Below are 18,861 nucleotides of genomic sequence, written 5' to 3' on the forward strand. Positions count from 1 at the left end.
CGCCCATCATCAAACTCAGGCGCGTGATGCGTAGAGCGCCTGTTCGTAACCGACCAGGGTGCCGAGCACCTTGGGATCGTTGGCCGGCAAGAGCTGCATCATCAGCACCGCCGTCAATTGGTTGGTCGGGTCTATCCAGTAGAAAGTGTTGTGCACGCCGGCCCAGGCCAGGCTGTTGGCGGCGCGACAGCCGGGAATGTCCTCGGTGTTGATGACGAAGGACAAGCCCCAGCGCGCTACCTGGCCCGGAAAGAGATCGGCCGACAAGGCCATGGCCGGGTTGTCGCTGACGAAGGGTGGCACGGCGATGTCGCCGATGGCGTTCTGGCCCATCAGTTTGACGGTTTCCGGCTTCAGCACCGTCGCGCCGTCCAGCGTGCCGCCGCCGAGAATCATGCGCGTGAAACGCAGGTAATCGGGACCGGTGGAATACAGACCGCCGCCGCCCATGTGGAAGTCGCCATCGGACGGGAACTCGAAGTCGAGTGGCGACAGCACGCCGTCGGGCGTGCGCGCCGCGGCTTGCACGAGGCGCGCCTTCATGTCGTCGCGCAGCACGAAACTGGTGTCGTTCATTTTCAGCGGCTTGAAGAAATGCCTGTCGAGATAGTCGGCGAGTTTCAGCCCGCTGACGATTTCGACGATGCGACCGGCCCAGTCGATGCCGATGCCGTATTCCCAGCGTTCGCCCGGATCGAACACCAACGGCGCCTTCAGGGAATCGTACTTGCAGGTGGCGATCGACGGCAGCTGGTGGTACTGCATGTAATTGCCGACCTGGGTATTGAACAGGTCGTAGGAATAGCCCGAGGTGTGGGTCAGGAGATGACGCAGCGTCACGTCGCGCTTCGGCGCGCGGGTCTCGGGTTTGCCGTTGGCATCGAAGCCTTCCAGCACGCGGGCCTCGCCAATCTCGGCGGCGATTTCCTTCATCGGCTGATCGAGCGCGATGCGCCCTTCCTCGACCAGTTTCATGGCCGCCGCCGACGTGATGGCCTTGGTCATGGAGGCGATGCGGAACACGGTGTCGAGCGCCATCGCGCCGCTATCGGTCGGGCCGCGCTGGCCGAAGGCGCCGCTGTAGATGATGCCCTTGGCATCGGCGGCGAGGGCGACCACGCCCGGCACCGCGCCGCTCGCCACGGCCTTGGACAAATGCTCATCGAGTCTCGTGCTCACGGTGCTTCTCCTCACGGCTGGCCCATTGAATGTCGCGCTTCGATTATACGGCCGGGTTTTCGATTGTCAGGCGCATGATCGGCGCGCCCGACCCACCGGATGGTGTGTGTCGCGCACCGGCATTTGATGACGCGCGGCCGTGCCACGCATAATCGACGGCGCTGCCCCATTTGCCCGAGGTTGTGCCATGTCCGCCGCGTCACCCGTTCGCAAGATGCTGTCCGGCATCAAGGTGCTCGACTTCACCCAGTACCTGGCCGGCCCGGCCGCGACCCGTCTGCTGGCCGAGTTCGGCGCCGACATCATCAAGATTGAACGCGCGCCGGGCGGCGATCATGGTCGACGTATTCATTTCGTGGCGCCCGGCGTCAGCGCGTTCTTTCTCGCCGCCTGCGCCGGCAAGAAATCCCTGGCGGTGGATTTCGCCAAGCCGGAGGTGCGCAAGCTGGTGCACGAACTGGTGCGCGACGCCGACGTCGTGATCGAAAACTACAGCCCGGGCGTGATGGCGAAATACGGTTTTGATTACGAGACCTTGAAGGCCATCAATCCCAAGCTCGTGATGTGTTCCATTTCCGGCTTCGGCCAGGAGGGGCCCTACGCCAACTTCACCAGCTTCGACATCATCGCCCAGGCCCAGAGCGGCGTGATGGCCATGACCGGTGACCCCGACGGCCCGCCGCAATACGTCGGCAATTATTTCGGCGACCCCAATGCCGGCGTGCACGCGGCCTTCGCCATCGCCGCCGCGCTCTACCATCGCGCGCTGCACGGTGAAGGGCAGTACATCGACATCTCGCAGCTCGAAGCGCTGGTGTACATGGACTACATCAACATTCCGCTCGCGATGATGAGCGAAGGGCGCATGCAGCCCACGCGTTTCGGCGGCGACTTCTGGTCCATCTGTCCCTACGGCACTTACCGCTCCAAGGACGGTTACGTGGTGCTGGCGGTGCTGGAGCCGCAATGGCCGGCGCTGGTGCGCGCCATGGGCCGGCCCGATCTCGAAACCGATGAACGTTACGCGACCCAGGTGGCGCGCTGCGCGCGGCGCCCGGAAGTGCGCGCCATCGTCGAAGCCTGGCTGCAGAGTTTCGACAACGATGCCGCGGCGCTGGCGGCGCTGGCCGAAGCGCGCGTGCCGTCGGCGCCGATCCTCGACATCGTCGACGTGCCCAAGCATCCGCAGCACGCCGCGCGCGAAGTGTTCCAGGACCTGCCGCATCCCGTGCTCGGCCCGACGCCGGTGGCGCGCTCGCCGTTCCGGCTGTCGACCTTGGAGATGGCCATCCCGTTTCGCGCGCCTTACCTTGGCGAACACAACGAGGAGATCCTGGCGGGGCAGCTGGGCTACAGCGCCGAGCAGATTGCGGCGCTCTATGCCAGCGGCGCGATGGCGCAGGATGCCGAGGTCAGGGCGTTGCGCGAGGCGGGGAAGCTGTAGTCGCGAGGGCGTCAGACTGAAGTCCGACCAAATAAAGGCTCGAACCTCACAGGCGGGTCAGTCTCGCCCACGGCTTAGGTTTCTGTAGGTGCGATTTCAATCTGACATTACTCACGTGGGCGATGCCGCCTCACCCAAAATGGCACACGTAATCGACCGCCTCCGACACCTCGATATCGAAGCTGCTGTTGCCCGGCACGCTGAAGCTCTGGCCACCCGCATAGTCCTTCCACGCCGCATCACCCGCCAGGCGCACGCGGCAGCGGCCGCCCACGAGTTCCATCACTTCCGGTGCGCCGGTCGAGAAGGTAAGGGTGGCGGGCAGGATCACGCCCACGGATTTCCTGGTGCCGTCGGCCAACATCACGGTGTGGCTGACGCACTTGCCGTCGAAATAGACGTTGGCTTTCTTGATCACGCTGACATTGTCGAACTGGGACATGGGATTCTCGCTGCTGGATTGAACGCCGGCGGATTCTAACGCGAGTCGCGCATCCCGGCAGCCCGAGCGCGTGCACGAAGGCGGCGCTTGCGGCAGACTTCGACGCTGGTCCATGGCAGTTCAAGGGGAGCCATCATCATGCAAGTAGGCGTCATGCCGCTGTTCGGCGGAGAAACATCGGCACCGGATTACGTCGCGCGTATCGCGCGCGGCCTCGAAGAGCGCGGCTTCCATGCGGTGTGGGCGGTCGACCACATACTCATTCCCAAGGTCATCTCCTCCGCCTACCCCTATGCCAAGGACGGATCTTTTCCGGTCGACCCCAAGCTGCTCGGCCTCGAACCCTTCGGCCTGTTGTGTTTCATCGCCGCGCATACGACGCATCTCCGCCTCGCCACCGGCGTGGTGGTGCTGCCGCAGCGCAATCCGGCCCTGACCGCCAAGCAGGCGGCGGATCTCGACGTGCTGTCGGGCGGCCGTTTCGATTTCGGCATCGGGGTTGGCTGGCTGGCGGAAGAATTCGAAGCGCTGGGCGTGCCTTTCGAGCGACGCGGCGCGCGCTCGGACGATTACCTGCGCATGATGCAGAAGCTGTGGGCCGAGGGCACCGCCAGTTACGAGGGCGAGTTCTACACCCTGCCCGAGTGTTGGCAGTATCCGAAGTCGGTGCAGCGTCCCCATCCGCCGCTGTGGTTCGGCGGTGAGGGGCACGTGGCGCTGCGCCGCGTGGCGCGATTCGGCCATTGGTACGGCGTCGACGTGCTGCCCGAACAGGTGCCGGAAAAGCTCGCGATGTTGAAAGAGCATTGCGAGCGCGAAGGCCGCGACATCAAGGACGTGCAGATTGCCGTGTCGCCCTATGGCAATGCCTGCGATCGCGACATGTTGAAGCGCTACGAAGATGCCGGCGTGCACCAGGTGGTGGTGGCGGCCTTCGTGCCGGGCCAGGAGGCGATGGAGCGCGCCATCGATGATTACGCGCGCGCGCTGTTGTGAGTGACGCGCGCCGGGCCCGCAACGAGCGTCGCGCCGCCGCGCGGCGTGCGGGCGAAGAACGTGCCGCGCCGCCACCGGTCGATCCGGCCGTGGCGCTGCGCCGTCGCGTCAGCGGCCTGTTGTTGCGCGGCATGGTGTTGACCGTGCTCACCGCCAGCGGACTGCTGTTGACCTACGGCGCCTACAGCATGTCGGTGTATACCAAGGCTTCGCTGCCGATGCTCGGTCGCGCCATCATCGCCCACGCGGTGTTCGCGGCGGTCTACGCCATCTACGTGCGCACCGCCACGCGCTTCGTGCCGCTCTTGATCTCGGCGGTGGCCGGCAGCGTGCTGCTCGGTTACCTGTGGCGGATCGCGGCGTGAGCACGGCGTCATGATGGCGCGACTCTGGCAGATCCCCAACCTGCTGCTGCTCCTGGCGCTGGTCGCGCAGGTCGGCCTGTATCCGCTGCTGCAGGTGCAGGCCCACGGCAAGGCCGCACTGGCGGCCATCGACTGGCTGATCCTGGTGCTGGCGCTGCGCGCCGCGCGTTCCTCGGGCAGCGAATCGCGGCTCGGCTACGTGCTGCTGGTGCCGGCCATCGTGCTCAACGCGGTGGTGGCGTTCTGGCCCAATCATTTCGCCATCATCGCCAGCCTGCTCGCGCAGTGCGTGTTTCACACCTTTGTCATCGTGTGCCTGCTGCGCTACATCCTGTCCGATGACGACATGACGCTGGACGAACTGTTCGCGGCCGCGTCGCTGTACGTGTTGATGGCGTTTGCCTTCAGCTTCCTGCTTGCCACCGTCGAACAGCTCGCGCCCGGCTCGTTCTACATCAACCCCGCCAACAACCCCGATGGCTTGGTCGGCTGGTGGGACCTGGTCTATTTCAGCTTTACCTGTCTCACCAGCGTTGGCTTCGGCGAAATCACGCCGGTGTCGGACTACGCGCGTTCGGTGGTGATGATCGAGCAGATGAGCGGTGTGTTGTTCCTCGCCATCGTGATCTCGAGATTGATTTCGCTGCATGGCAGTCGGCAGCGGGGGGGCGATTCGAATCCATGAACTGTAGGTGCGAATGAATTCGCACCTACGGGACATTCGATAATCGCCACCGCCCGCGTCCAGCCCGCCGAGGCGCCGCGGATCTTGACCGGGAAGCAGCTCACCATGAAGCCGTCGCTCGGCAGCGCTTCGAGGTTGTGCAGCTTTTCGAGGTGGCAATAGCCGATGTCGCGGCCGGCCTTGTGGCCTTCCCATACGAGGTCGGTGTTGCCGCTGGACGAGACCTTGTCCTTGGTATGCACGAAGGGCGCGTCCCAGCTCCAGCCGTCGGTACCGGTCAGGCGTACGCCGCGTTCGAGCAGGTACAAGGTCGCTTCACGACCCATGCCGCAACCACTGGAAACATAGTCCGGCTGGCCGTAGCGCATGCCGGCGCGGGTGTTCACGACCACGATCTCGAGTGGTGCGAGGGTGTGGCCGATGCGGCGCAGCTCGGCCTCGACGTCGGCGGCGGTCGCCACGTAGCCGTCGGCAAAATGCCGGAAGTCGAGCTTCACGCCGGGTTGCAGGCACCAGTCCAGCGGTACTTCGTCGATGGTGATGGCGCGTTCGCCATGGTTCATGGTCGAGTGGAAATGCCAGGGCGCGTCGAGATGCGTGCCGTTGTGGGTCATGAGCTTGACCCACTCGATGGCCCAGCCTTCGCTATCCGGCAGCTGGCTTTCCTGCATGCCGGGGAAGAACTGCACGACGTCCTTGGCCGACTGGCGATGATCGACGTACTGGATCTCGGGCCCGTAACCGGGCGGGTCGGACAGCACGCCGTTTTCCAGCGGCATCGAGATGTCAATCAAAGTCCGCGCCATGCTTCGCCCCTCGTTGGAAATTGGTTTATGGATGTTCATGCCGCGCCGCTGTTGGCCGCTTCGATCATGGCGCGTACGCGCGCCGGTGACAGCGGGCTGGACATCACCTTCACGCCGAGCGGCCGCAGTGCGTCTTCCACCGCGCCCATCAGCACCGTCGAGGTGGCGATGCAGCCGTCTTCGCCGCCGCCCTTGGAGCCGACCTTGGTGCTGGTGGCGGGCGTCGTCAGGTGATGGATTTCGATGTCGGGCGCGGCCCACACCGTCGGCATGCCGTATTCCTTCAAGGTGCTGGCGCGCGGCCTGCCGTGTTCGTCGTAGTCGTAGACTTCGTAGAGCGTGCCGCCGAGCTGCTGCACCACGCCGCCCTTGATCTGGCCGGCCAGCACCAGCGGATTCAACACCACGCCGTGGTCGGCGACCATCCAGATCTTCAACACATCGACGCGGCCGGTCTCGACATCCACTTCCACCAGCGCGCCCTCGGCGCCGTTGGCATGGCCTGAATAGACCTGGATACGGCCGAGCGCGTCGGGCGTCCAGTTCACCTGCGGATGACGGTAGGTGCCGATGGCTTCCAGCAGCGGCGCATCGGCGCCGGCCAGCACCACGTCCGATCCCGGCTGCACGTAGCAGGCGTAGGCGAGCTCGGCAAAGCTCATGGACTTGCCACTGGCATCGTGGCGGAACACGCCGTTGTCGATGACGATGCCGCCGCGTTCCACGCCCATGAGGTTGGCGGCGCCGGTCAGCATGCGCGCGCGCAGCTTGTCGGCGGCATCGACGATGGCGCCGACCGCGAACATCGCGCCGCGACTCGAGAACGTGCCCGAGCCCCACGGCGTCGAGGTGGTATCGCCCCAGGCGATGGTGACGTCCTTGAACGGCGCGCCCAGCGCATCGGCCACCACCTGCGCATAGGAGGTCTCGATGCCCTGGCCGATGTTCTGCATGCCGGTCATGACCCGCACGCTGCCGTCGGACTGGATGCGCATCGCCACCGATTCGTAGTTCTGGAACGCGCTGCCGGGAAACGCGAAACCCGAGGGCTCGATGTAGGGCACCATGCAGATGCCAAGATGGCGGCCGGCCGCGAGCGCACGCGCCTGCTCGGCGCGCAAGGCCGGTACGTCCATCACCTCGGCGAGCTTTTCCAGCGCTTCACGGACCGAGCCCTGCTCGATGATCGGCCCGGTCACCACCTGGTGCGGATAGCGATGCAGCAGATTGCGCCGGCGGATGTCGAGCGGGCAGATTTCGAGACGTTCGGCGGCCTGGTCCAGCACGCGCTCCATGAGCATGTTGGCCAGATCCTTGCCGTAGCCGCGATAGGCGGAATAGGGCGCCTTGTTGGTCACCACGCAGCGGATATGGGTGCGATAGGTGTCGAGCCGGTAAGCGCCGGGCGCGTAGTTGCCGCCGTTCAAGGGCATGCCGAGACCGGCGGCGCGCTCCGCGCCATCGACGCCCATGTCGGCGAGGATGTCGGTCTCCATCGCCAGCAAGCTGCCGTCGCGCTTGAAGGCGGCGCGCGAGCGGGTGTGATAGTCGCGCGCCGCGGGGCCTGAGTGCATCCATTCGGAGCGCGACTCGAACCACATCACCGGCCGGCCCAGCACCATCGTCGCCAGCACCGGCAACAGTTCGCAATCGACCGAGAGCTTGGCGCCGAACGCGCCGCCGACGTCGTCGGCCAGCACCTGGATGCGGGTTTCGGGCAGGCCGAAGATCTTCGACACGTACATGCGCGTCTGATGCGGGATCTGGGTGGAGCTGCGCACCACCAGGGTCTCGTCGCCGACATCGAAGCTCGCGAACACCACGCGCGTTTCCATCGGCTGCGCGCCGAAGCGATGCGAGACGATGCGCTCGTCGACGACCAGGTCGGCGGCGGCGAACGCGGCATCGACGTCGCCGTGACTGAAGCGGTGTTCGATCTGCAGGTTGGTGCGCCACTCGGGATAGATGAGCGCGGCGCTGTCGGCACCGGCCGCCGCGGCCTGCTCTGCATCGACATTGACCGGCAGTTCTTCGTATTCCACCGCCACCGCGCGCGCCGCGTCCTCGGCCTGGTAGGCGGTGTCCGCCACCACCAGCGCCAGCGGCTCGCCGTAGAAGATGACCTTGTCGACCGCCATCGCGTAACGGTGCGGCAGATTGAGAGTCACCATGTCGATGGTGGCGACGATGGGATTCCAGTGCGATTGCGCTTCCGCGCCGGTCATGACCAGGTGCACGCCCGGCATGTCCTTGGCGCGCGCGGTATCGATGTGCTTGATGCGCGCATGGGCGCGTTCGGCGCGCACCGCCACCGCGTGCAGGGTGTGATTGTCGCCGTAGTTGTCGCAGTAACGCCCGCGCCCCGCCACCAGGCGACGGTCTTCGCGTCGCGCCAGCGGCTGGCCGGTCCAGCGTTCACCGCGCGCGAGTTCAGCTTCGGCGCGCGCGGCCGGCGCGGCGCGTCCGGCCGCGACTTTCACCGCCTGCAGAATATTCAGGTAGCCCGTGCAGCGGCAGATGTTGCCGGACAGGGCGTGACGGATGTCCTCGTCGCTGAACGGCTCGTGGCCGTGCTGCTTCAGAAAGGCATCGGCGCTCATCACCATGCCGGCCGTGCAATAGCCGCACTGCATGGCGTGGCAGCCGACGAAAGCCTGTTGCACGGGGCTCAAGTCGCGGCCGCGGCTCAAGGACTCGACGGTCGCGACGCGGCCGCCATCGGCGCCGACGGTAAGCACCAGGCAGGCTTTCACGGTGCGGCCGTTCAATTCCACCGTGCAGGCGCCGCAGGCGCCTTCCTCGCAGCCGATGCGCGTGCTCTTGACGCCGGCCGTGTCGCGCAGGAAGTCGACCAGCAGCAAACGCGGCTCGACACGCGCGGCAATCGAGCGGCCGTTGACCTCGATGACCACGCTGACGAGTTGGCTCTCGCTCATGGCGACGCCTCGCACAGCGCCAGCGCGCGTTTGACCAGGGTGACCGCGAGGCCGAGCTTGTACTCGTCCGATCCGTGATGATCGACTGGCGGCGCATGGCGACCGCGTACCAGGTTCTCGTGCAGGGCGTGGACGACATCGGCGCCATCGCCATCGACGATCGCGGCTTCCACTTCCGGCAGGCGCACCGGCATCGGATCGATGCCACCGACCGCGACGCGCGCGTGGCCAGCGCCGCGCACCACGCACACGTTGACCAGCGCGAGATCCTGGCGCTGCCGTGAGAATTCGAGGTAGGCGCCGCGTGCACCGCGCGGGTGCGGTAATTCGATGCTGGTGGCGAGGCGGCCATTCAAGGCATGGCTGCGAAAGCCGGTGAAGAAATCACCGAGCGCGATGCGGTCCACCGTTTCGCCATGGGACGGCGCGACCGCCGTCACCAGCGCGTCCGAGGCCAGCAGCGCCACCGCCATGTTGGCGCGCGGATCGGCCCAGCACACGTTGCCGAGCACGGTGCCGAGATTGCGCACCTGCACGTCGCCGAGGCTGTGCGCCGCCGCGTGCAGCCACGGCAGTTCATCGCACACGAAGGCATGTTCGAGCAACGCGGCATGGGTGACGCGCGCGCCGATGGTGACGGACTCGTGGTCGACGGTGATGGCATCGCTGAGTTCGGCGACGCCCGCCAGGTCGACGATCGCGCGCGGCGTGGCGGCGCGCAGGCGCATGGCCTGCAGCAGGCTCTGGCCACCCGCCAGCGGCACCGCGCCGGCCGCCAGGGCACGCAGCGCGTCGGCCAGGCTTGCCGGGCGCGAATAGGTGAATGCAGCGGGCCGCATGGTGATTTTCTCCCCTCGTGCGCGGCATCTTCGCGCCGGCGCTCCGTATTGAATCATTCCCAGGCGAAGCACACCATCGCGCACTCGGCTTGCCATGGCCCCCGGGGACTGGGCGATGATGTGAGGGTCAAAACCTGCCGGCGCCCGCCCCGTTTCGAATCATCCCCAGCGTGAAAGTTCTACTCGTCGAAGACTCCCCGATCCTGCGCGACAGTCTCGCCGAGCATCTGCGCGCCCAGGGTGCGTCGGTCGATGCGGCCGAAGATGGCGCGCAGGCGCTGGCCTACCTGGCGAGCTACAGCTACGACATCGTGATCCTCGATCTCATGCTGCCCAAGGTCGACGGTATGCGCGTGTTGCGTGACATGCGCGCGGCCGGTGCGACCTCGCGCGTGCTGGTGCTGTCGGCGCGTGACGAAATCGCCGATCGGGTGGAGGCCTTGAATCTCGGCGCCGACGATTACCTGGTCAAACCTTTTGCCCAGGCCGAACTCGAGTCGCGTTTGCAGGCCCTCATGCGCCGCAGCCTCGAGGCGCCGCAGCCGCAGCTGTCGGTGGCCGGGCTGCGCGTCGATCCGGCGCGACGGCTGGCCAGTGTCGATGGTCGGGCCCTGGCCCTGAGCCCCAAGGAATTCGCCCTGCTGGAGGCGCTGTTGCGACAGCGTGGCACGGTGCTGACCCGCGGCCGCCTGTTCGAACTCTTGTACGACAGTCGCAGCGAAGCGTCGGACAAGGTCATCGAAGTGCTGGTCAGCACCTTGCGCGCCAAGCTCGCGCAGGCGGGCGTGGCGGACGTGATCCAGACGCGCCGCGGTTTCGGCTATGTCATCGACTCGCCATGACCTCGATCGCGCGCCGCCTCAGCCTGTGGATGATGGTTGGCGGCGGCGCGCTGTTTGCCGCGCTGTTCGCCACGCTCGACCACTTGGTCGACAGCCAGCTGCATGAGCGCTTCGATGCCGCGCTGGTGGCGCGTGCCGGTGCGTTTGCCGACGTCATCGCGGCGCCCAAGGTGAGCGATCGCCAGGTCGCCGACAGCTGGCCCGAGTTTGCGCCGACGCGTCATGAAGATTTCTACCAGATGTGGGACGCCGCCGGCGCGGTGCTGGGGCGCGCCGCATCCAACCAGGGGCGCGATCTCGAGCGGCCATCGATGGCCGCCACCGCCACGCCCACGGTCTTCGACCTGATGCTGCCCGACGGCCATCGCGGCCGCGGCGTGTTGCTGGCGGTATGGCCGCGCGAAGTCGCCGCTACGCAGGCCTCGCCGTGGACGGTGGTGGTGGCCAGTGAACGCGAAGCACTGGATGCGCTCGAAGGGCGAATTCATGTGATCCTGAGCTACGGATTCGCCGGCGCCTTGCTGTTGATGCTGGCGCTGGCGTTGGCGGCGGTACGCGCCGGTTTGAAACCGCTGCGCGAATTCGGCGAGGACGCCGCGCGGCGCGCGCTGGCGCCGCGCGCCACCGTCCATACACCGCACCTGCCGACCGAACTCGTGCCTATCGGGCTATCCCTGGACCGCGCGTTCCAGGCGCTCGCCGACGCACTGGTGCGCGAACAACGCTTTGCGCGGGCCGTCGCCCATGAATTGCGCACGCCGCTCGCCGAGATGCAGCTCACGCTGGAACGTCTGACGGCCGAACAGGGCGCGCGCGATCCGCGGATCGATATGTTGGAGGACAGCCTGGCCGGCATGACGCGCACCGTCGACGGCCTCTTGGCCCTCGCGCGATACGAGGCCGGGCTCGCGGCGCCGGCCATCGAGCCGCTGGAACTGTGCGCGCTGGTGCGGCGACTGGTCGAAGAGCGCGCCGCGCGCAGTGCGGCACGCGCGCTTGCCGTGGAGTGCGCGCTGCCGGCCGAGGCCTGGGTGCAAAGCGATGCCGTGTTGCTTGAACGGGTGCTCAGCAACCTGCTCGGCAATGCCGTCGACCATGCGCCCCACGGCGCGCGCATCGTGGTGTCGGTGGAACTCGGCGCCGCCGAAGCCACGCTCGCCATCGTCAATCCCGCGCCCACGCTCGATGCAGAGGACGTCGAGCAACTCGGTGAGCGCTATTTCCGTCCCGACAGCGCGCCGCTAGACCGGCGTCACGTCGGCCTTGGCCTCGCGCTGTCGATAGCGATCGCCCGGCAACTGGGCATCGAGCTCGACTTCACGCTGCGCGACGGCCTGCTTAAGGTCAGGCTCACGGGACTGGCGCTGGTTTAAGGGTCTTAAGCGAATCCCAAGCTTGGGCGGCTAGTCTGCACGCCGTCATACCAGGGATCTCGCATCACCATGCTGCGTGCCAGCCTTTTTTCCATGTTGCTGATGACGGCCGGCATCGCCGCCGCCGGCGACAAGCCCATCGAACTTGGCGCCGAACAGGCGCGCCTGCTCGGCATCCGCACCGCATCCGCGAGCGCGGCCACCCACGTCAGTCACGATCACCTCATCGGCGATGTGCAGTTGCCGCTGGCCGGCAGCGCGGTGGTGGCATCGCCTTACGCGGGGCGCGTCTTGAACGTGTCGGCGGACGAAGGCGACAGCGTCAGCGCCGGCCAGGTTCTGGCCGTGATCGCGAGCCGCGATTACGCCGAGCAACGCGCGCGCTTGAAGAGCGCCGAGGCGGAGCTCGACTTGGCCAATCAACAGCTCGGCCGCGACGAGGCGCTGCTTGCCGCCGGCGTGATTGCCGCTGCCCGCGCCGAGGCCAGCCGCGCCGCGCGCACACGCGCCGTGGCGAGCGTCAACGCCCTGCGCGCGAGCTTTGACGGCGCGCCGCCCGACAGCGCGTCCAGCGGCAGCTACGCGCTCAAGGCGCCGGTCGCCGGTCGCGTCATTGAGCGCCATGTCTCGCCGGGCGCCGCGCTGGCGGAACTCGAAGTGGCATTCGTGCTGGCCGCCGACAGTGGCTGGCGCCTGGAAGTGGCGGTGCCGTTGGCGCTGACGTCGCAACTGGACGGCAAGGCGGTGCTGCGCGTCGGCGCCGTCGAAGCGCCGGTCGAAGGGCGCGGTTACCGCATCGACAGCGCCACCCAGACCGTGCACGTGCGCGGTCGGCTGCCGGCCGACAGCGGCCTGTTGCCCGGCCAACGCGTCACCGCGCAATTGTTGCTGCCGGCGCCGGCCAATGCGCTGGCGGTACCGCGCGGCGCCATTACGCGCGTCGCCGGCGAGAGCCGCGTATTCGTGCAGCGCGCGGGCGGTTACGAGCTGGTGCCAGTGACGGTGGTCGGCGACAGCGGCGCCGACAGCGTGGTGAGCGGCGCGCTCAGCGCCGGCGAGACGGTGGTGGTGAGCGGCGTCAGTGCGCTCAAGGCTTTGCTGGAAGAGTAATCATGCTCAAGCGCCTGGTTGAATTCTGTCTCAGTCAGCGCTTGCTGGTGCTGGTCGCCGCGCTGGCGCTGGTGGCGGCCGGTGTGTTCGCGTTCCTGCGCCTGCCCATCGACGCCTTTCCGGACATTTCGCCGACCCAGGTCAAGCTCATCCTGAAGGCGCCGGGCATGACGCCGGAGGAAGTCGAATCGCGCGTGGTCGTGCCGCTCGAGATGGAATTGCTCGGCATTCCGCGCCAGACCGTGCTGCGCAGCTCGGCCAAGTACGCGATCGCCGACATCACCATCGATTTTGAAGAGGGCACCGACATCTACTGGGCGCGCCAGCAGGTGGCCGAACGTTACGCCAACGTCGCCGATATCCTGCCGGCCAACCTGGAGGGCGGCCTGGCGCCGCTCGCCACGCCCTTGAGTGACTTGTTCATGTTCACCATCGAAGGTGGTGAACTCGATGCGCAGGCGCGCCGCGCGCTGCTCGACTGGACCATACGGCCGGCGCTGCGCACCTTGCCGGGCGTCGCCGACGTGAATGCGCTGGGCGGCGAAGTGCGCACCTTCACCGTGGTGCCGGACCATGCCGCGCTGACCCGTGCCGGCCTCAGCTTCGCGGCCGTCATCGCCGCGCTCGAGCATAACAATCGCAACGACGGCGCCGGTCGCCTGCGCGACGGTGAAGAAGCCCTGATCGTGCGCGCCGAAGGCGCCATCAAGAGTCTCGACGATCTGCGCGCGGTGGTGCTGGCGGCCGGTCCCCATGGACCGATACGCATCGGCGATGTGGCCGAGGTGCGCACCGAGAGCCTGACCCGCTACGGCGCCGTGACCCGCGACGGCCAGGGCGAAGCGGTCGAGGGCCTGGTCATCGGTTTGCGTGGCGCCGACGCCTCGGCCTTGATCAAGTCGGTGCGCCAGCGCCTGCATGATCTCGAGCCCAGCCTGCCCAAGGGCGTCAAGCTCGAAGTGTTTTACGACCGCAGCGTGCTGATCACGCGCGCCATCAGTACCGTCGGCCATGCGTTGCTAGAAGCCAGTGTGCTGGTGGTGCTGTTGCTGCTGGTGTTTCTCGGTGAGCTGCGCGCCGCCCTGGTGGTGGCCCTGATGCTGCCGCTGGCGGCGCTCGCGACCTTCATCCTCATGCGCGTGTATGGCCTGACCGCCAACCTCATGAGCCTGGGCGGCCTGGCCATCGCCATCGGCATGCTGGTCGACGCGGCGGTGGTGGTGGTCGAGAACGCCATGAGTCATCTCACTTCGCCAGCCGCGTCGCGCCTGCCACGGCTGCACCTGGTGTACCGCGCGTGCGTGGAAGTGGCGACGCCGGTGACCGCGGGCGTGTTGATCATCTGCCTGGTGTTCATGCCCTTGCTGACGCTGAGCGGCCTGGAAGGCAAGCTGTTCACGCCGGTGGCGCTCACCATCGTGTTCGCGCTGGCGGCCTCGCTGCTGTTGTCCTTGACGGTGGTGCCGGTGCTGGCCTCCTTGCTCTTGAACAGCCACGCGCATCGCGAACCGTGGCTCATGCGCGTCTTCAACCGCGGCTATGCGCCGCTGTTGCGCTGGGCGCTGGACCACGGCGTCGCTGTCATGGTACTTGCGCTGTTGATGCTGGGCGTCGGCGTGTTGGCCTACGGCAAGGTCGGCAAGACGTTCATGCCGACCATGGACGAGGGCGACCTGCTGGTGCAGCTCGAAAAACTGCCGTCGGTCAATCTCGAACGCTCGGTGGCGACCGATCTCGAAGTACAGCGCGAACTCATGAAGCGCGTGCCCGAGATCGAACACATCGTGGCGCGCGCTGGTGCCGACGAACTCGGCTTCGATCCGATGAGCCTCAACCAGAGTGACGTGTTCCTGCAATTGAAACCGAAATCGGAATGGCGCCAGCCGGACAAGGAATGGCTGGCGGAACAACTGCGCGTGGTGTTGAGCGATTTTCCCGGCGTCGATTTCGGCTTCACCCAGCCCATCGAAATGCGCGTGGCGGAAATGTTGACCGGCAGCCGCGGCGATGTCGCGGTCAAGATCTTCGGTCCCGATCTCGCGCAGCTCGGCACGCTGGCCAGCGCCATCGAGCGCAGCCTGCGCGGCGTCGCCGGCAGCCAGGATGTGCTGACGCTCACCAATGACGGCATGCAATACCTCGCCACCCGCATCGACGCCTTGGCCGCCGGCCGCGCCGGCCTCGACGTCAGCGCGGTGCAGGACGAACTGCGCGCGCAGGTCGAGGGCCTGACCGTCGGCACGGTCATGCAGGAAGGACGGCGCGTGCCGCTGCTGGTGCGCGGGCCGCAGGCCGTGCGCGAAGACCCGGCCGCCTTCATGCGCGGCAACCTGGTGACGCCCGACGGCCGCAGCGTGCCGCTCGCCGACGTCGCGCGCATCGAACGCAGCGAAGGCCCGGTCAAGGTCGACCGCGAAAACGCTTCGCGCTACGCGGTGGTGCAGGCCAACGTCGCGGGCCGCGACCTGGTGGGCTTCGTCGAAGAGGCGCAGCGCGTGATCAAGGCCGACATCGCCTTGCCGCCGGGCTATCGCCTGGTCTGGGGCGGTCAGTTCGAGAATCAACAGCGCGCCGCCGAGCGGCTGGCCATCGTGGTGCCGGCGGCGCTGGCGATGATCTTCATCGTGCTGTTCATGACCTTCGGTTCGATTCGCCAGTCGTTGCTGGTGTTGGCCAACATCCCGTTCGCGCTGGTGGGCGGTGTGCTGGCGCTGTGGGGTACGGGTGAATACCTGTCGGTGCCGGCCTCGGTCGGATTCATTGCGCTGCTCGGCATCGCGGTGCTGAACGGCCTGGTGCTGGTCAGCTATTTCAACCAGCTCGGCGCCGCCGGCATGCCGATCGCGGACGTGGTGTTCGAAGGCGCGCGCCGCCGCCTGCGGCCGGTGATGATGACGGCGTCGATCACGGCCTTCGGCCTGGTGCCGATGCTGTTGGCGAGTGGCCCGGGCGCCGAAATCCAGAGACCGCTGGCGGTGGTCGTGATCGGCGGATTGTTCACTTCAACGCTGTTGACCTTGCTGGTGTTGCCGGTGCTGTTTCGGCGTTTTGCGCAATTCGAGGTGAGGCACTGATGAGTACGTATCCCGATCTGCGGCGTTTGACCGTGGTGTTTCCTACCGCGGTCGAAGATCGCCTGCTGGAGATCCTGATCGAGCAGGAGCCGCCCTTGCCGGGTTTCACGGTGGTCGCGGCCGACGGCCATGGCGCCGACTTTTCCACCGCCAGTCTGCGTGAGCAGGTGCGCGGCCGCGTGGCGCGACGCATGCTTTTGATGGTATTGCCGGCCGAGCGCATCGACACCCTGGTCGGCGCCTTGCGCGCGGCGATGCCTCATCCCCACGTCACCTGGTGGGTGGAGCCGGTACTGGCTTTCGGGAGGCTGGCATGAAGCGCTTCGCGGCCCTGCTGCTGCTGTGCTGCGCGAGCGCCGAGGGCAGCGACTTCATGCCCGATCCCGCGCAGGCGCTGATCGCCATCGATGCGCTGCCGATGGTGCAGGCGGCGCAGGCGCGCGGCAGCGAGGCGGACGCGCGCGGCGAAGCGTTCAGGCGCAACCCCTATGGTTTCGAAGTCGGCATCGCGCCGACCGTGCGTCACGAGAATCGCGGCACCAGCTACGGCGAATGGGAGGCGAGCGTCTCGCACCGGCTGCGACTGCCGCGCAAAGCCGATATCGATCGCCAACTGGGCGAGGTCGGCATCCAGGCCGCCACGCTGGGCCTGGCCGACGCACGCCATGCCGGCGCGCGCGCGCTGCTCGAGCGCTGGTTCGAATGGTTGCGCAGCGGCGGTGCGCTGCGTCTCGCCATCGACCAACAAGCGCTGGCGCGCGCCGAACGCGATAGCGTGGCGCGCAGGGTGACGGCTGGCGATCTCGCCACCCTCGATGCCGAACGTGCCGATGCCGCGTTGGCCGCGGCCGACGCCGCGCTTGCCCGCGCACGCTTCGAGCACGGCCGCGCGCGCAACGCGCTCGACACGCAATTTCCTTCCCTTGCTCCGCTGCCTGGCTCGCCCGACGTCCCGTCGCCGCTCTTGAGCGGCGACGCCGACGTCGAGGCTATCGTCGACGGCGTGGTGAACGAGAACCACGAGATTGCCATCGCCGAGGCGTTGGCACGCCGCCAGGGCCTGGCGGCGGCGCGTGCCGACGCCGAGCGTCGTCCCGATCCCAGCGTCGGGCTGCGCGTGATCGATGAAGCGCGTGGCAACGAGCAGGCGGTGGCGCTGACCGTGTCCATTCCATTTGCCGGGCCCGCCAGCGCGCCGACGGCGATGGCCGAGCAATATTCCGCTGACGCGCTTGCCGCCGACGCCGCCGAGGTGCGCCGCAGCGTGCACAGCGAGGCCCTGCAATTGGCCACCGGCCTCGGTGACCTGCTCGCCAATTGGCAAGCCGCCGAGCGCGCCAGTGTCGCCAATGACGCCGCGCTTGCGCGCATGGAAAAAGCCCGTGCTCTCGGTGAAGCAAGCTTCGCCGACGTTGCGCTGGCACGCCGCAACGCCGTTGATGCCCGCGCCGCGGAGTGGCAGGCGCGCGTGGCGGTCCACGAAACCCGCATGCGTATCGAAGTCGATTCCCATCGGCTGTGGTCGCGGCACGAAGACCATGATCATTGACATGACGCTTGCCATCATCGTGAAAAATATCCTGCGCCTGACGCTGGCCGCCATGCTGGCCGGCGGCGTGGCGCAGGCGGCCGATATGACGCTCGAAGTGCGTGCCGCCGTCGACGGCGGCCTCAAGCTGCGCGATGTCGAGGTCAAAACCCTGGCGAGCGCGGTGGCGGTGTCGGGGCGGGTGCAGCGCGCGGTCGCGTTGCGCAGCGCGGCCGGGCGGCGCGTGGTGGTGAGCGTGCGCGGCGCCGACGGCCACCAGCGCGCACGCAAACAACTGGCGGTGACGACGCTCGGCCTGCCGCGTCACGGCAACGCCTGGTCGCGCTTCTACATCGAGCTACCGGTGGTCGCGCAGCCGGGTGACGTGGTGTCGGTATCGCTGCCGGCGGTCGGCGAACAACCCTGAGACGATGGCGACCGGCTCATCGACCGCGGCGCCGCGCATTGGAAACCAGGTGATGTGGGGCGACTCGCGTCGCCGATGCCGTGGCCAGGAACGGCCACGAGGACAGGGATGGAGTAGTGGCCTGTCCGACTCCAGGGCGCGGCCTCTCGCCGCGCCGTAGGGTCGGACAAGCCGAGCGAGGCCTCAGGCCGCGCGCTTGCGCGCGACGCCGACACCAAACAACGCAAGACCGCAGAGCGCGAGCGCGGAAGGCTCAGGCACCGCGGTGCCGCCGTTGCCCACCAGGCGGAAGGACATCTGTCGGCCGCTGCCGCCGCCACCCTGGGTCTGGAACGATGAACCTTGCAGGCCGTTCTGGTACCAGGCCACGATAGAAGCGCTGCTCGGATTGTAGATGCTCAGCATGTAGGTTCCGGCCGCAAGATTGAGACCCGTAATCCCCGCCGTCACGTCATACGCCGGCCCGCCCAGGGCAGTCAGGTTGAGATCCGCCAGCGCGACAGTCTGGGCGAACAACTGGGTGGTCATGGTGGTGTCCCACACGGAATACTCGAGATCGACCGGAGGCTCCAACCAAAGGCGCGCGTCAATTTGCGTGATAGTGGCATCGGCCGCCAGCGTGAACTGGTCGAACACGCGGAACGAGCCCGTGCAGGACGTACACCAGGCGCTGTTGGTGGTGGGGTCGCCGAAGGTGTGCTCAAACAGCACGGTCGCCTTGGCCGGGCCGCCGGCGAGCAAGCCGCTCACCACGGCGAGGATTGCAAAAAATCGTGAGAAGGGCTTCATTGTTCGTAGTCTCCATACTGCGGCGT

General features: G+C 67.2%; 16 protein-coding genes. 10 read left to right on the forward strand and 6 right to left on the reverse strand.

Features of this window, described 5'->3' with window-relative positions; translation table 11 throughout:
* Positions 1 to 15 precede the first annotated feature (15 nt).
* Positions 16 to 1,179: a beta-lactamase family protein gene (locus tag IPM80_07505; GenBank protein ID MBK8958271.1), complete on the reverse strand. Its 1,164-nt coding sequence runs from the start codon at positions 1,177 to 1,179 to the stop codon at positions 16 to 18.
* A gap of 187 nt (positions 1,180 to 1,366) precedes the next feature.
* On the opposite strand from IPM80_07505, the gene IPM80_07510 reads away from it, so the two are divergent.
* Positions 1,367 to 2,623 carry a CoA transferase gene (locus IPM80_07510; GenBank protein ID MBK8958272.1) on the forward strand — a complete coding sequence of 419 codons (1,257 nt, stop codon included), beginning with the start codon at positions 1,367 to 1,369 and terminating at the stop codon, positions 2,621 to 2,623.
* 130 nt (positions 2,624 to 2,753) lie between these two features.
* Here IPM80_07510 and IPM80_07515 read toward each other — a convergent pair whose 3' ends face one another.
* The gene (locus tag IPM80_07515) at positions 2,754 to 3,065 is read right to left on the reverse strand and encodes a pyrimidine/purine nucleoside phosphorylase (GenBank protein MBK8958273.1); all 312 of its coding nucleotides are present in this window, start codon (positions 3,063 to 3,065) and stop codon (positions 2,754 to 2,756) included.
* A gap of 138 nt (positions 3,066 to 3,203) precedes the next feature.
* Between IPM80_07515 and IPM80_07520 the strand changes: the two genes are divergently transcribed.
* Positions 3,204 to 4,061 (forward strand): LLM class F420-dependent oxidoreductase, encoded by an 858-nt coding sequence (locus IPM80_07520; protein MBK8958274.1) that lies wholly within the window; start codon positions 3,204 to 3,206, stop codon positions 4,059 to 4,061.
* Complete coding sequence (locus IPM80_07525) at positions 4,058 to 4,426, forward strand: hypothetical protein (protein ID MBK8958275.1); 369 nt, start codon at positions 4,058 to 4,060, stop codon at positions 4,424 to 4,426. The genes IPM80_07520 and IPM80_07525 overlap by 4 nt, the downstream gene beginning before the upstream one ends.
* Before the next feature lie 564 nt (positions 4,427 to 4,990).
* Here the strand turns inward: IPM80_07525 and IPM80_07530 are convergent.
* From IPM80_07530 to IPM80_07540, 3 genes are read right to left on the reverse strand one after another with little or no spacing between them, the layout of a single operon-like run.
* Positions 4,991 to 5,917, reverse strand: a complete 927-nt coding sequence (locus IPM80_07530; protein ID MBK8958276.1) for a cyclase family protein — start codon at positions 5,915 to 5,917, stop codon at positions 4,991 to 4,993.
* Positions 5,918 to 5,952: 35 nt separating this feature from the next.
* A complete protein-coding gene (locus IPM80_07535) occupies positions 5,953 to 8,853 on the reverse strand; it encodes a molybdopterin-dependent oxidoreductase (GenBank protein MBK8958277.1) in 2,901 nt (966 codons plus the stop codon).
* Positions 8,850 to 9,692, reverse strand: coding sequence for an FAD binding domain-containing protein (locus IPM80_07540; GenBank protein ID MBK8958278.1), 843 nt, complete (start codon positions 9,690 to 9,692; stop codon positions 8,850 to 8,852). Before IPM80_07540 ends, IPM80_07535 begins: the two co-directional genes overlap by 4 nt.
* A 170-nt stretch (positions 9,693 to 9,862) precedes the next feature.
* Here IPM80_07540 and IPM80_07545 point away from each other — a divergent pair, with 170 nt between their 5' ends.
* The 7 genes from IPM80_07545 (at position 9,863) to IPM80_07575 (ending at position 18,046) form a co-directional block, all read left to right on the forward strand.
* Positions 9,863 to 10,534 (forward strand): response regulator transcription factor, encoded by a 672-nt coding sequence (locus IPM80_07545; protein MBK8958279.1) that lies wholly within the window; start codon positions 9,863 to 9,865, stop codon positions 10,532 to 10,534.
* Positions 10,531 to 11,907 (forward strand): HAMP domain-containing histidine kinase, encoded by a 1,377-nt coding sequence (locus IPM80_07550; GenBank protein ID MBK8958280.1) that lies wholly within the window; start codon positions 10,531 to 10,533, stop codon positions 11,905 to 11,907. Before IPM80_07545 ends, IPM80_07550 begins: the two co-directional genes overlap by 4 nt.
* Before the next feature lie 69 nt (positions 11,908 to 11,976).
* Positions 11,977 to 13,017 carry an efflux RND transporter periplasmic adaptor subunit gene (locus tag IPM80_07555; protein MBK8958281.1) on the forward strand — a complete coding sequence of 347 codons (1,041 nt, stop codon included), beginning with the start codon at positions 11,977 to 11,979 and terminating at the stop codon, positions 13,015 to 13,017.
* Positions 13,018 to 13,019: 2 nt separating this feature from the next.
* Positions 13,020 to 16,091, forward strand: coding sequence for an efflux RND transporter permease subunit (locus IPM80_07560; GenBank protein MBK8958282.1), 3,072 nt, complete (start codon positions 13,020 to 13,022; stop codon positions 16,089 to 16,091).
* Complete coding sequence (locus tag IPM80_07565) at positions 16,091 to 16,408, forward strand: DUF3240 family protein (GenBank protein MBK8958283.1); 318 nt, start codon at positions 16,091 to 16,093, stop codon at positions 16,406 to 16,408. The genes IPM80_07560 and IPM80_07565 overlap by 1 nt, the downstream gene beginning before the upstream one ends.
* Complete coding sequence (locus tag IPM80_07570; protein MBK8958284.1) at positions 16,405 to 17,640, forward strand: TolC family protein; 1,236 nt, start codon at positions 16,405 to 16,407, stop codon at positions 17,638 to 17,640. Before IPM80_07565 ends, IPM80_07570 begins: the two co-directional genes overlap by 4 nt.
* A 1-nt stretch (position 17,641) precedes the next feature.
* A complete protein-coding gene (locus IPM80_07575; GenBank protein MBK8958285.1) occupies positions 17,642 to 18,046 on the forward strand; it encodes a hypothetical protein in 405 nt (134 codons plus the stop codon).
* 183 nt (positions 18,047 to 18,229) lie between these two features.
* Here IPM80_07575 and IPM80_07580 read toward each other — a convergent pair whose 3' ends face one another.
* Positions 18,230 to 18,835 carry a PEP-CTERM sorting domain-containing protein gene (locus IPM80_07580; protein MBK8958286.1) on the reverse strand — a complete coding sequence of 202 codons (606 nt, stop codon included), beginning with the start codon at positions 18,833 to 18,835 and terminating at the stop codon, positions 18,230 to 18,232.
* Positions 18,836 to 18,861 lie beyond the last annotated feature (26 nt).

The organism is Pseudomonadota bacterium, assembly GCA_016719885.1.
GTDB lineage: Bacteria > Pseudomonadota > Gammaproteobacteria.

Coding starts and splice junctions, on each gene's coding strand:
- IPM80_07520 (MBK8958274.1), top strand. CDS start 3,204: ATGCAAGTAGGCGTCATGCCGCTGTTCGGCGGAGAAACATCGGCACCG.
- IPM80_07515 (MBK8958273.1), bottom strand. CDS start 3,065: ATGTCCCAGTTCGACAATGTCAGCGTGATCAAGAAAGCCAACGTCTAT.
- IPM80_07535 (MBK8958277.1), bottom strand. CDS start 8,853: ATGAGCGAGAGCCAACTCGTCAGCGTGGTCATCGAGGTCAACGGCCGC.
- IPM80_07555 (MBK8958281.1), top strand. CDS start 11,977: ATGCTGCGTGCCAGCCTTTTTTCCATGTTGCTGATGACGGCCGGCATC.
- IPM80_07580 (MBK8958286.1), bottom strand. CDS start 18,835: ATGAAGCCCTTCTCACGATTTTTTGCAATCCTCGCCGTGGTGAGCGGC.
- IPM80_07530 (MBK8958276.1), bottom strand. CDS start 5,917: ATGGCGCGGACTTTGATTGACATCTCGATGCCGCTGGAAAACGGCGTG.
- IPM80_07560 (MBK8958282.1), top strand. CDS start 13,020: ATGCTCAAGCGCCTGGTTGAATTCTGTCTCAGTCAGCGCTTGCTGGTG.
- IPM80_07540 (MBK8958278.1), bottom strand. CDS start 9,692: ATGCGGCCCGCTGCATTCACCTATTCGCGCCCGGCAAGCCTGGCCGAC.
- IPM80_07510 (MBK8958272.1), top strand. CDS start 1,367: ATGTCCGCCGCGTCACCCGTTCGCAAGATGCTGTCCGGCATCAAGGTG.
- IPM80_07565 (MBK8958283.1), top strand. CDS start 16,091: ATGAGTACGTATCCCGATCTGCGGCGTTTGACCGTGGTGTTTCCTACC.
- IPM80_07550 (MBK8958280.1), top strand. CDS start 10,531: ATGACCTCGATCGCGCGCCGCCTCAGCCTGTGGATGATGGTTGGCGGC.
- IPM80_07575 (MBK8958285.1), top strand. CDS start 17,642: ATGACGCTTGCCATCATCGTGAAAAATATCCTGCGCCTGACGCTGGCC.
- IPM80_07570 (MBK8958284.1), top strand. CDS start 16,405: ATGAAGCGCTTCGCGGCCCTGCTGCTGCTGTGCTGCGCGAGCGCCGAG.